The 13,366-nt window shown below is 40.0% G+C and carries 8 protein-coding genes; 1 reads left to right on the top strand and 7 read right to left on the bottom strand.

The window, feature by feature from the left end; translation table 11 throughout:
• Positions 1–4: 4 nt before the first annotated feature.
• The 7 genes from AACU95_RS05520 to purL all read right to left on the bottom strand — a co-directional run bounded on the left by AACU95_RS05520 (position 5) and on the right by purL (position 11,460).
• On the bottom strand, positions 5–646 hold the full coding sequence (locus AACU95_RS05520) for a hypothetical protein (protein WP_004243864.1): 642 nt from the start codon (positions 644–646) through the stop codon (positions 5–7).
• Between the two features lie 383 nt (positions 647–1,029).
• Positions 1,030–1,368 (bottom strand): nitrogen regulatory protein P-II, encoded by a 339-nt coding sequence (glnB, locus tag AACU95_RS05515; RefSeq protein WP_004243865.1) that lies wholly within the window; start codon positions 1,366–1,368, stop codon positions 1,030–1,032.
• A gap of 15 nt (positions 1,369–1,383) precedes the next feature.
• Complete coding sequence (locus AACU95_RS05510) at positions 1,384–3,000, bottom strand: NAD+ synthase (protein WP_004248444.1); 1,617 nt, start codon at positions 2,998–3,000, stop codon at positions 1,384–1,386.
• A gap of 74 nt (positions 3,001–3,074) precedes the next feature.
• Positions 3,075–4,412, bottom strand: a complete 1,338-nt coding sequence (glrR, locus tag AACU95_RS05505; RefSeq protein WP_004243867.1) for a two-component system response regulator GlrR — start codon at positions 4,410–4,412, stop codon at positions 3,075–3,077.
• An 11-nt stretch (positions 4,413–4,423) separates the two neighbouring features.
• Entirely contained in the window at positions 4,424–5,350 is a 927-nt protein-coding gene (gene qseG, locus AACU95_RS05500) for a two-component system QseEF-associated lipoprotein QseG (protein WP_103429245.1), read from the bottom strand.
• A gap of 83 nt (positions 5,351–5,433) precedes the next feature.
• On the bottom strand, positions 5,434–6,882 hold the full coding sequence (locus AACU95_RS05495; protein WP_004248446.1) for a sensor histidine kinase: 1,449 nt from the start codon (positions 6,880–6,882) through the stop codon (positions 5,434–5,436).
• A gap of 687 nt (positions 6,883–7,569) precedes the next feature.
• Positions 7,570–11,460 carry a phosphoribosylformylglycinamidine synthase gene (gene purL, locus AACU95_RS05490; protein WP_049201068.1) on the bottom strand — a complete coding sequence of 1,297 codons (3,891 nt, stop codon included), beginning with the start codon at positions 11,458–11,460 and terminating at the stop codon, positions 7,570–7,572.
• A 264-nt stretch (positions 11,461–11,724) separates the two neighbouring features.
• On the opposite strand from purL, the gene mltF reads away from it, so the two are divergent.
• The gene (gene mltF, locus AACU95_RS05485) at positions 11,725–13,194 is read left to right on the top strand and encodes a membrane-bound lytic murein transglycosylase MltF (RefSeq protein WP_049207644.1); all 1,470 of its coding nucleotides are present in this window, start codon (positions 11,725–11,727) and stop codon (positions 13,192–13,194) included.
• The last annotated feature ends 172 nt before the right edge of the window (positions 13,195–13,366 follow it).

Raw genomic sequence — 13,366 nt, 5'->3', positions numbered from 1 at the left:
CTATTTAATAAGTAACTTTTATTGATGTCGGTATAACATGATATTTAGACGAATAGCGATACCAAATAACACTAATTAAACAGAGTGTATAGCCGAACAACTCGCTACCTTCTTCCACCATATTTTTTACCGTGCGGTTATAGTCTTCACCTAACAATTTCTCCCACAAAATCCCCATACCAAATAAGCGAGAGAATAGTAAAACACTGAGTAAACCCGCCATAAGCATTCCTTGACTAGAATGCGTTATAAAATGGGTTAAGCCATATAATGTTTTTTTCCCTTCTCTGATAGCGATCGCTATACAGACAAATGTTACCGTTAATGCAAACCAAACCCATGAACCATGTGCTAATTGGTCAAAAACACCATCTAACTCACGAATTAAGATACACAAGAAAAAGCCCATAATCAGTGTGTATCCCCCTCTCATTTCTGGCTGTTTATAAGCAGGTATAAAGAAAAGAAGACATATTATAGCCACAATAAGTTCTTGCCCCAGTTCGGTTGCTGAGGTTTCAGAAATACCATTATTCAGCACCAAAATATCGAGGAAAATAAACCCTGTTGTTATTGCCACAATCATGGCGGAAAACAAAAATAAAGCAAAACGCTTTAATAAATAGCTAAGCACGATATTACCCATAGAATAATAAATATTTAAGTTGATGATAATAACTGTCTACAAAAGTTATTGAATAACATTTTGTGCCTTAAAAGGTGAGAATTTTAGTAAAATAAATTGTTTATTATCATCAATAGACTTGTATAAGATATAAATAGCACAATAGGTGAAACATAAAAAAACATTTTATGAACAAAGAAAGGTAATTATTAATATTACTTATTTAATGAGTATAATTATCAGCAATACAAATCATTTATTATCACTTATAAATTTATAAAAGATAATCAGTAAATAAATAAACTTATTGAGATAATATAAAAAAGAATTAATTAATAAAGATAAAAAAACCTGATAATTAAACTAATAATCATCAGGTTTCATAAACAACGCTTATTTATTTTTTAAATAGCTTCTTCGTCTTGCTCTCCAGTACGAATACGGATAACTCGATTCACATCAAAAACAAAAATTTTACCGTCGCCAATCTTCCCCGTTTGAGCGGTAGTCATTATAGTATCGACACAAGTTTCAGCTATTTCATCAGCAACAACGATCTCAATTTTTACTTTAGGTAAAAAATCGACCATATATTCTGCACCACGATAAAGTTCGGTATGCCCTTTCTGACGACCAAAGCCTTTTACCTCTGTTACCGTCATACCCGTGATACCAACTTCGGCTAATGCTTCTCTTACATCATCTAATTTAAACGGCTTAATTATCGCTTCAATTTTTTTCATCGGATTATCCTGCTATTACCAGTTATGGCGACCAAAACCGCTTGTGATCGGATAGCGACGATCTTTACCAAAATTACGACTGGTAATACGCGGTCCTACCGGTGCTTGACGACGCTTATATTCATTAATATCGACTAATTTTACCACTTTACGAACAATGGCTTCATCAAATCCAGCCGCAACCAAGTCAGAAACAGATTTATCTTGCTCAACATAGCCTTCAAGAAGGGCATCTAAAATATCATAAGGTGGCAGATTATCTTGATCTGTTTGTCCTGGTGCTAATTCTGCTGAAGGGGGCCTATCAATCACACGTTGTGGAATAGCGGGTGAAAGAGTATTACGATATTTAGCCAGTTCAAACACCAGTGTTTTAGGAACATCTTTTAAAACATCAAAGCCCCCCGCCATATCACCATATAAGGTCGAGTAGCCTACGGCAGATTCACTTTTATTACTCGTGGTGAGCACTAACCGACGACGTTTATTGGACATCGCCATTAAAATAACAGCACGACAACGCGCTTGTAGATTTTCTTCTGTGGTATCGACAGCGCTACCTTTAAACATAGGCGAAAGTTGATCCATAAAAGCATCAAACATCGGCTCAATAGAGACAGTATCAAACTCAACACCTAATAAATCAGCTTGCTCTTTCGCATCGTGAATACTCATTTCTGAGGTATAGCGAAATGGCATCATTACCGCTTGAACGCTCTCTTTACCTAATGCATCAACGGCAATTGCAACTGTTAAGCCTGAGTCGATGCCCCCTGATAATCCTAATATAGCGCCTTTAAAACCATTTTTTGTCACATAATCACGCGTTGCCAGCACTAGTGCTTGATAAACTTGCGCTAAAGGAGAAAGCTCTGGTGCCGCATCTTGCATTGGTACGATAGTTAACTCATCAAACTCCACCACGGCCACTTGCTCATCAAAAGCCGCTAAACGATGGGTGATTGTTCCTCGTTCATCAAAGACTTTAGAACATCCATCAAAAACCAATTCATCTTGACCACCAATTTGATTGAGATACACCACAGGCAGATGCGTTCTTTGGCAATGTTCTTTAATTAATTGGGTACGAATATGTGGCTTTTCACGACTATAAGGTGAAGCATTAATAGAAAGAACCAGATCAGCACCCGCTTGTTTTAGTGCATCAATAGGCTCGTTGATCCAAATATCTTCACAAATTAATAATCCTAAATGATAGCCTTTAAAAGGCACAACACAACGTTCATTTCCTTGCTGGAAATAACGTTTTTCATCAAATACACCATAATTAGGTAGCTGTTGTTTGAAGTAACGCGCCTGTAACTCACCTTGATAGAAAAATGACAGTGCATTATAGATAGTACCGTTTTGCCACCAAGGATGCCCAACCACAATGGCCGTTTTCTTACTTGCTTGTTCTAAACGAACCAGTTGCTCTTCACAACGTTGTTGGAAATCAGGGCGAAATAGTAGATCTTCAGGAGAGTAACCGCATAACGCAAGCTCAGAAAACAAAACCAGATCGGCATCTTCTTGCGCTTTTACGGTGGCTAACATGCGTTCACAGTTGCCTTCAATATCGCCAACAACCCAGTTTAACTGAGCAAGTGCGAGTTTTAATTTACGACTCATAAAAATTAGTCTCTCCAGCTATCTTTGCTATCTAAAGAAAGCAAGTTTAAAAAAATTTTTGTTATCTACAAAGATCATTCTTTGAAATCATTGGCATCAAGTCCATGACGTGACAACAATTTATAAAATTCTGTTCGATTTCGCCCTGCCATCCTTGCAGCCTGAGTGACATTGCCCTTTGTCATCTGCAATAACTTCCTTAAATAGGTCATCTCAAAATGGCCCCGTGCTTCAGCAAAAGTAGGTAATGCGGTATTTTCCCCTTGCAATGCTTGTGTGACAAGGGCTTCGCTAATCACAGGTGCAGTCGTTAAAGCGACACATTGCTCGATGACGTTAACTAACTGACGCACATTTCCCGGCCAACTTGCTGTCATTAGACATTTCATCGCATCCGTTGAGAAGCTACGCACAAAAGGTTTATGTCGTTTTGCTGATTCGCGCAATAAATGGTTAGCAAGAACAGGAATATCCTCGGCTCTTTCGCTCAACGTGGGGATACGTAAATTCACCACATTTAAACGATAGTATAAATCTTCTCGAAATTCATTACGCTCCATCGCTTTTGGTAAGTCACGGTGGGTTGCAGAAAGAATACGCACATCAATATCAATATCACGATTACTGCCTAATGGCCGCACTTTACGCTCTTGTAATACACGCAGTAATTTCACTTGCAATGCCATTGGCATATCACCAATTTCATCCAAAAATAGAGTGCCTCCTTCTGCCGCTTGGAAAAGTCCTTCACGACTACTTACCGCGCCAGTAAAAGCACCTTTAGCATGCCCAAATAGTTCAGATTCTAATAATTGTTCAGGTAAAGCACCGCAGTTAATAGCAATAAAGGGTTTTTTAGCTCGTGGGCTGGCGCGGTGGATTGCTTGAGCAAGGACTTCTTTACCTGTACCGCTTTGCCCATTAATCAGTACGCTAACATCGGATTGTGCAACTAACTTGGCTTGCTCTAATAAACGTAACATTTGGGGGCTACGGGTCACGATATCTTTTGACCACTCTTCATCAGATACCGTCGTCACTAATTCTAATGCTTCATCGATAGCTTTATAAAGCGCATCTCTATCAACAGGTTTAGTCAAGAAACTAAACACCCCCTGTTGAGTTGCCGCGACAGCATCAGGAATGGAGCCATGTGCAGTTAAAATAATCACAGGCATACCGGGTTGTTGGCGCTGTATTTCTGCAAATAGCGCCATACCATCCATTTCATCCATACGTAAATCGCTGATCACCAGATCGATTTTTTCTTTTAATAATAGTTTAAGTGCTTCTTGCCCACTTTCAGCGGTAACGATATGAAACCCTTCACTTGTTAATCGCATACCCAGTAGCTTTAATAATCCCGGATCATCATCGACAAGTAAAAGATTCGCTGATTTATGGCCAGCCATGCACATTCTCCTTATTTAGATCCTGTTTCAGTAGGTTTAACCGTTGCGCTATTCTCTTTTTCTGTCGAGGTATTTTTCGCATCAGGTTTTACTTGCTCTGCTTTTGGTGGTTCAGGTTTAACTGCTGATACCGAAGGTTGTGAAACCTCATTATTTTCTTTGGTTATCGATTGCTCACTTGCCGTTGACGTATTAGATTGCTCCGCTGTCGGTTTATCGGCTGGTTTTTCTGCATTACTCGCATCTGAAGATTGAACATCAGATAGTGCTTCTTCTTGAGAAATAGCATCCACAGAAGCCCCTTGTTTTCGGCTCGATAATTGACGTTCAATTTGTGTGAGACTTTCGAGTTTTTTACGTGTGGTATTTAACTCATGCTCTAATGCATTATTTTGTTTTTTCAGCAAATCCATTTTATTTTCCGTTTCTGTAATAAAACGGCGATTACGATTTTTCTCATCAGCGAGAGCAAGCGTAAGCGTTTGATTCTCAATCCAAGTAGATAATAGAACACGCATAGAGCTTGGAAATTGCAATTGATAGCTTTCTAATAAAACCAGCTGAGCACGACGTTCAGCAACCGTCATTCCCGCTCGCTCTAATAAAATACTTTTATAAAAGGCACCGTCCCATCCGGCAACGATAACACTACTGGCTTGACGTTGTGCTTCTGTAGACATAATACGCTGTGTGCACTCAATGGTACGTAACCAAAATAGCGGATTATTGAGCCCTTCATGATAAAAAGCAGCTAAAGTTTTACATTCTGCCCAACGATAATCGATAGTTTTTTGTTTAACAACGGGGGTTTCAGGCTCAATATTAGCAGTTTCGATCAGCGATTTTTGTGCACATCCAGCAAGAAACATAGGCAACATAATCCAACACAGATACTGTTTCCAGTGTGAAGCGATCCTCTTAATTGATGCAGGGGCCATAGATAATTGCTCATTAGCCAGTGTCTTTCGCTTTAATTTTTTATACTGATGAAAAGACACCTGTTTTTGTGACCTGATATGCATTATTTATTCTCAGAAAGTAGCGGTAGTTCAATACGAAAACAGACATCAGCATAGTCAGAATGAACAATATTTAACTCGCCATCCATTCTTTTGATACAGTCATGAGCAATACTTAACCCCAAACCACTCCCTTTGACAGCCCCTTTACGTAATAGAGAACCTTGAAAAAAGGGCTCAAAAATCATTTTTTGTTCTGATTCAGGGATCGGAGTGCCTTTATTGGCTATATCAATAACTATTTTCTGTTCAATTTGATAACTAGAGATCCAGATATTACCCGATTCAGCGCCATAGTGCACCGCATTCGAGTAGAGATTATCAATAACTCTTGATAATAACGTCGTTTCTGCTCGACATTTTTTCAGATCAAGTGAAATTATCGTCTTAATGCCTTTCGCTCGGGCGGGTAAACTATGCGCTAACACCACATCATTCACTAATGTGGTTAAATCAACTTCCTCAATTTGCTGAGGTACTTCGGAAAGTTTACGATTATAATCAAGTAGTTGCTCAATTAATAATTGAAGTTGTTTACTACTATTATCAAGAATAGCTACGACTTCTTTTTGATCTAAGGTTAAAGGCCCTGCTACTTCATCCGCTAATAATTCTGTTCCTTCGCGCATACTGGCTAACGGTGTTTTTAACTCATGAGAAATATGACGTAAAAACTCATGGCGTTGCGATTCTAGCCATGCAAGACGTTCACTTAACCAAATAATACGTTGAGCTAAAGAGCGTAATTCACGTGGCCCCTGAAACGAATTCAAGTTATTATTTAATGTACGCCCTTCCCCCAATCGGTTAATCATTTTTTCTATACCTTTAACCGGACCGATGATCATACGGGTAAATAAGGCAATTAAAATCAGGCTAAAAACAAAAACAATTAAACTTTGCCAACCAAAATAACGCCCTTTTTCAGCAATAGCCATTTGTAGTTGCTCGCCACGACTAAAAATAATCTCTTTGGTTAACACGACAATGCGGTTATTGGCATAAGAAAATTGCTCTAATGCTTGTTGCATTTGAGAAGTGGGTTCACTATTTTTGCATTGAATTGATTTGAGCGTTTTCAAAGAAGTATTCAAGGCTTGTGCTTCTTTAGACTCAGAAAGAGGGATGATGGTCTGCTGCAAGGTAGAGAACATTTTGCTGTATTGTTGATAACGCTGTTGATACATTTCTTCATCAGTTTTATCACGCAATACACAATATCGTCGATAATTTCCTTCCATTTCAATAGCTAAATTACGCATCACCTCACTACGCTCGGTATCCGCTAACGCATTTTTATTGGTAATAGCGGCTTGGTTACTAAGCTGATCCAAACTTTGATAAGCCTGATAGGCAAGGACGAGAAGCGGTAACAGCACCATCCAAAATGCCATGATAACCAATTGTCTTAAAGATCGGGGGAAAATACGCCACTTTTTCAATGAAATCATCTCAACACCTATTAGAGTAATGCGATGCTACATGACTTAATAACAAGAAAAAAGTCCGACATTGAAATTCAGATAGGAAAACGAACACAAGCGAGAACACGCAACAGGCTCTAGAAATGGGAGAGCGGAATATCTTACTGAGATATTCCGCTCGTCAATATTCATCTCTTTTCTCTCTAAAAGAGAATGAAGGTGGTGCCTCACTCCACGTGTCGCCCTGTGTTTGATAAGGCCCGAAGGCGAGTATCATGATGTTGGACGGTAGGCACCTTACTCTGGCGTCATTCTTGGCTTATGTGGTATGTTCCCACCCATATTGTGGACCGACATAAAAAGTTGAATGAGCAACTGATTAATATAATGCACAAGGCGTGCCAACTTTTCGATTAAAATCATAAGATATTGATTTTAAACAAAAAAGTATTTTTATCTTACTAAAATAAAAAACAGCCTCAATTTTTGATAGCGAAAAAATCAACAAGCTGTCTCCATTTCCAGACACCGTTAATTAAAAAATATTAAATTATTAAAATTCAACAAGTTAAATGTCACCTTTTGGCGACAATGAAAAAATGATGTGTCGTCGATTTTATACATTGATAATTTTTTCCTTTTATATCAACAAAATAAAGCCCCTCTAACTTGAGGGGCTTTGGGTTATAACACTGACTCTTTTTTATTACATCATTAGTCAAATTGCTTTCTGGCATTACGGAATAAGCGCATCCAAGGGCTATCTTCTCCCCAATTTTCTGGATGCCAAGAATGGCTCACTGTTCTAAAAACGCGCTCAGGGTGAGGCATCATGATTGTTGAGCGGCCATCTGTTGTGGTAACAGCGGTGATCCCTTTTACTGATCCGTTAGGGTTTAATGGGTATTGCTCTGTTGGTTGACCATAGTGATCAACAAAACGCAGTCCTACTAAATTTTTTGCTTCTAACTGCGCTAATTGTGCAGCGTCACGAAATTCAGCAAAACCTTCACCATGAGATACCGCAATTGGCATCTGTGACCCCGCCATACCTTGTAATAATAGCGACGGGCTATCAGTTACTTTTACTAAGCTAAAGCGGGCTTCAAAACGCTCTGAGCGATTGCGTACAAAGCGTGGCCATAAATCTGCCCCCGGAATAAGCTCGGCCAACGTTGACATCATTTGGCAACCATTACAAACCCCAAGTGATAACGTATCTTGACGTGCAAAGAATTGGGCAAACTCATCACGTAAACGATGATTAAATAAAATAGATTTAGCCCATCCCTCACCCGCACCGAGTACATCACCATAAGAGAAACCACCACAAGCAACCAATACATCAAAATCACTTAATGAGCGTTGTGCCGTATGTAAATCGCTCATATGAACATCAATAGCATCAAATCCAGCGCGATCAAAAGCTGCTGCCATTTCCACATGAGAGTTAACACCTTGCTCTCTTAATACCGCAATACGAGGACGACTGCCTGTAGCAATATAAGGCGCCGCAATATCCTCTGCGGGATCAAAGGTTAAGTGAACATTTAATCCCGGATCGTGACTATCTTGTTTGGCACGATGTTCTTCATCTGCACATTCAGGATTATCACGTAAACGTTGCATTTGCCATGTCGTTTCAGCCCACCAGACACGTAATGTACTACGTTTTTCGTGGTAAACTTCCGTTTCACGGCTTTGAATAATAATGTCATCACTTGCTGTTGCTTGCCCTAAGTAATGTAAACAATCCGCTAAACCATGTTCAGTAAACAGTGTTTCAACGATTTCTTGATGCTCCCCTTTAATTTGGAACACCGCACCTAGCTCTTCATTAAATAGACCTGCTAAAATATCTTCGTCATAAGCACTGATATCAACATTAAGGCCACAATGTCCCGCAAACGCCATTTCGGCCAAAGTCACAAATAAGCCACCATCAGAGCGGTCATGATAAGCCAGTAATTTACCGTCGCTCACCAATTGTTGAATGACATTAAAAAACTGTTTTAACTGCTCTACATCACGTAAATCAGCCGCTTTTTGTCCTAGCTGACGATAAACTTGAGCTAATGCTGTTGCCCCTAATGCATTATGACCATTACCTAAATCGATTAGATATAAACGGTTTCCTTCTTGGGTAGAAAGCTCAGGGGTGACAGTTTTACGTACATCTTCAACACGGGAAAATGCGGTGATAACTAAAGAGAGCGGTGAAATAACTTCTTTCGTTTTTCCTTGTTCATCTTGCCAACGCGTTTTCATGGACATTGAGTCCTTACCCACCGGAATAGTAATACCTAATTGTGGGCATAGCTCTTCACCAATGGCTTTTACTGCATCATATAATCCCGCATCTTCACCAGGGTGACCCGCCGCAGCCATCCAGTTTGCGGAAAGTTTTATACGATTAAGTGACTGTACATCGCAACCAGCTATATTGGTTAAGGCTTCACCTACCGCCATTCGCGCTGATGCGGCAAAATCTAATAGTGCAATAGGGGCTCTTTCCCCTATTGACATCGCCTCGCCGTAATAGCTATCTAATGTGGCCGTTGTTACCGCACAGTTAGCCACCGGAATTTGCCAAGGTCCAACCATTTGGTCACGCGCAACCATTCCCGTAACACTACGATCACCAATAGTAATTAAGAACGTCTTCTCAGCAACGGCGGGTAAATGAAGTACGCGATAAACCGCTTCTTTTAAATCGATATCTTTACGATCGAGATATTCACCTGCTGTTTGATGTGATGTGACATCACGCAACATTTTCGGCGCTTTACCTAACAAGATATCTAAAGGCATATCTATTGGTTTATTATCAAAATGTGTATCATTTAACACTAATTCACGCTCTTGTGTTGCCTCGCCAATGACCGCATAAGGGGCTCTTTCTCGTTGGCATAGCGCATCAAATAGTGGCATTTTTTCTGGGGATACCGCTAATACATAACGCTCTTGCGACTCATTACACCAGATCTCTAGAGGACTCATACCCGGTTCATCATTTAAAACGTTACGTAACTCAAAACGACCTCCACGCCCGCCATCATTGACAAGCTCAGGCATGGCATTAGAAAGCCCCCCCGCTCCGACATCATGAATAAATAAAATCGGGTTATCATCACCTAATTGCCAACAGCGATCGATAACCTCTTGGCAACGACGCTCCATTTCTGGGTTATCTCGTTGCACAGAAGCAAAATCTAAATCAGCATCTGACTGGCCGGAAGTCATAGAAGAAGCCGCACCACCTCCTAGGCCGATATTCATCGATGGGCCACCAAGTACAATTAACTTAGCACCCACGGAGATCTCACCTTTTTGCACGTGATCTTCGCGAATATTACCAATACCACCAGCCAACATAATAGGTTTATGGTAGCCTCGAATTTCAACACCATTATGACTATTAACCTGCTCTTCATAGGTTCTGAAATAACCTAATAAGGCGGGGCGACCAAATTCATTATTAAATGCGGCTCCACCTAAAGGACCTTCTGTCATAATATCCAGTGCACTGACAATACGTTCTGGTCTGCCAAAATCTTCTTCCCAAGGTTGTTCAAACCCCGGAATACGTAAGTTAGAAACGGAAAAACCGACTAAACCGGCTTTAGGTTTTGCCCCACGGCCTGTCGCCCCTTCATCACGAATTTCACCGCCAGAGCCGGTTGCTGCACCAGGCCACGGGGAAATTGCCGTTGGGTGATTGTGCGTTTCCACTTTCATTAAGATATGGACAGGCTCTTGATGATAACGGTAATGCCCTTTTTCCGTATCGGGATAAAAACGCCCAGCAACGGAGCCTTCCATTACTGCGGCATTATCTTTATAAGCCGACAAGACATAATCAGGAGTTTGCTCAAAAGTATTTTTAATCATTTTAAATAATGATTTGTCTTGCGCTTTACCGTCGATTATCCAATCTGCATTAAAAATTTTATGACGGCAATGCTCTGAGTTTGCTTGAGCGAACATATAAAGTTCTACATCAGTTGGATTACGTTGCAAACGTTTAAAAGCATCTACTAGATAATCAACTTCATCATCAGCTAGCGCTAACCCCATTTCAATATTGGCAGCAACTAGCGCATCTTTACCGTGAGCAAGAACATCAATTGTTTTTAATGGGGTGGGTGTCTGTTCAGCAAATAGCGCATTAACTTGTTGATAATCGGTAAAAATTGTTTCCATCATACGATCATAAATAAAACCGTATAACAACTGCCACTGTTCTTCGGCCATCGTATCGCTATCTATATAATAAGCAATACCACGTTCAATTCTAACCACTTGTGCTAAACCACAATTATGGGCAATATCTGTCGCTTTAGTCGACCATGGCGAAATGGTTCCCGGTCGTGGTACAACAATACGCATCTCTCCAACAAGCTCATGCTCTGTTAATGAAGGGCCATAGTGCAGTAACTTGCTTAATTTAGCTTGTTCATCTTCAGATAGCTGTCCATCCACTTTTACAAAATGGATAAACTCCGCATAAATACCACGGACAGGAAGTTGGTTTTCCTGACATAAAGTTAATAGTTTATTAATACGAAAAGCGGATAAAGCGGGGGAGCCACGCAGGATTTCCATAATATTGAGTTCTCTCTTTTAGCAGCTAGCCTGATCAATCATTCAGGGGAAACGCGCCTAGTATAATAGAATAACTGCTCAGACGAAACCGTTTGCGTGAACAAAATAACAGCATTTAACTTAGCGTGTTTTCATCATTAATTGGTGTAATCAAGTTGCGTCTTAGCAAAATGTTGAGCAAAATGGTCGATTACTGGAAATTTATCCATGTTTAAATGACTACTTTACACACAATAAAAAACAACGTTAACGAGAACCAACCTATTGAACAATATAAGGATTAACTATTTCGTTATCGTTATCATAGCGCTATTTTCAGCCGCGATTATTGCACTGAATATTACTTGGCCTGACAGGCAAAAAGCGCAGATAAATAAGATTTTATCTCGTGGTGAGCTTAGAGTGAGTACTATCCCTTCACCACTGATAACGATAAATGATAAAAAGGACCCCGTAGGTTTCGATTATGAATTAGTGAAACGCTTTGCTGATTATCTTGGCGTGAAACTTGTCGTTAATATGCGGACGAATATCAACCAACTCTTTGATGATCTGGAGAATAATAAAGCAGACTTTATTGCCGCTGGATTAATTTATAATAAAGAAAGGCTAGATACGACACGAAGTGGGCCAGCCTATTTCTCAGTTTCTCAACAACTGATCTATCGTAAAGGCACATTGAGGCCTCGTCGTTTTGATGAGCTTAATGGGCGCCTTGTCGTCGCAGCCGGTTCAGCTCATGCCAGCTTATTAAAAACATTAAAAGAAACGCAATATCCTGAACTCGAATGGGAAGAATCAGAGACTAAAACGACGTCACAGCTACTTGAAGAGTTATCTGAAGGTAAAATAACTTATGTACTGGCCGATTCAATCAGCGTCGCGGTACAACAACGCATTCACCCTAATGTTGCAGTCGCTTTTGAGGTGACGGAAAGTCGTCCATTAACGTGGTATTTACCAAATCAAGATGATAATAGTCTGTATGCAGCCATGTTGGATTACTTCAATCAACTTTCCCAAGACGATGTGCTCGCAAGACTAGAAGAGAAGTATTTTGGTCATGTTGGTTCATTTGACTACTTTGATACACTCTCTTTTATTACCGCCATTGACTCAATATTACCTAATTATCAACCTCTGTTTGAAAAATATGCCGAGACTTTTGATTGGCGTTTATTAGCAGCAATGGCTTGGCAAGAATCACATTGGGATCCCCATGCCACGTCACCGACAGGTGTAAGAGGCTTAATGATGCTAACACGTCCAACTGCGTCAAGTATGGGTATAACAGATAGGTTAGATCCCGAAGAAAGTATCAAAGGAGGTGCACAATATTTAAAACATCTTCTTTCTCGCCTACCAGATACTATCCCTGATGATGAAAAAATCTGGTTTGCACTTGCCGCTTATAACATGGGATATGGTCATATGTTAGATGCAAGAAAGCTAACCGAACAGCAAGGCGCCAATCCTAATAGCTGGTTAGATGTAAAAGCGCGGTTACCTTTGCTCAGCCAAAAGAAATACTATTTAGATCTTCCCTATGGTTATGCGAGAGGACATGAAGCTTATCGTTATGTTGAAAATATTCGTCGCTATCAACTCAGTTTAGAGGGATACCTACAAGCAAAAGAGAGTAAAAATAAGATCCTATCAAAAGACGAAAAAGACGATTCAGCCAATACTGCTTTATTACCGCCTCGCTCCGTAGGCTCCCCCTCTTCATCTTAGTTGTCAATTATATAGCCTCTTTTTAGGGGCTTACTACCCTCGTTTTTTATTCATCTAACCACAATTTTAGCAGCATAATCCTCTCTATACCGTGCCATAACTTGGTATGCTCCCCCTCTTGAAGGACGGGTTTTACTGCGAACTTGATAAAAAATGTTACTATTTTAATACT

This window comes from Proteus sp. G4415 (genome assembly GCF_963896075.1).
Taxonomy (GTDB): Bacteria; Pseudomonadota; Gammaproteobacteria; order Enterobacterales; family Enterobacteriaceae; genus Proteus; species Proteus mirabilis.
The sequence above is the reverse complement of the archived record's forward strand: the minus strand, read 5'-3'. Positions and strand labels throughout refer to the sequence as shown.

Bases quoted from the DNA above. Each gene is read 5' to 3' on its own strand.
- qseG (WP_103429245.1), bottom strand. From the start codon at position 5,350: ATGGCCCCTGCATCAATTAAGAGGATCGCTTCACACTGGAAACAGTAT.
- AACU95_RS05495 (WP_004248446.1), bottom strand. From the start codon at position 6,882: ATGATTTCATTGAAAAAGTGGCGTATTTTCCCCCGATCTTTAAGACAA.
- purL (WP_049201068.1), bottom strand. From the start codon at position 11,460: ATGGAAATCCTGCGTGGCTCCCCCGCTTTATCCGCTTTTCGTATTAAT.
- glnB (WP_004243865.1), bottom strand. From the start codon at position 1,368: ATGAAAAAAATTGAAGCGATAATTAAGCCGTTTAAATTAGATGATGTA.
- AACU95_RS05520 (WP_004243864.1), bottom strand. From the start codon at position 646: ATGGGTAATATCGTGCTTAGCTATTTATTAAAGCGTTTTGCTTTATTT.
- glrR (WP_004243867.1), bottom strand. From the start codon at position 4,412: ATGGCTGGCCATAAATCAGCGAATCTTTTACTTGTCGATGATGATCCG.
- AACU95_RS05510 (WP_004248444.1), bottom strand. From the start codon at position 3,000: ATGAGTCGTAAATTAAAACTCGCACTTGCTCAGTTAAACTGGGTTGTT.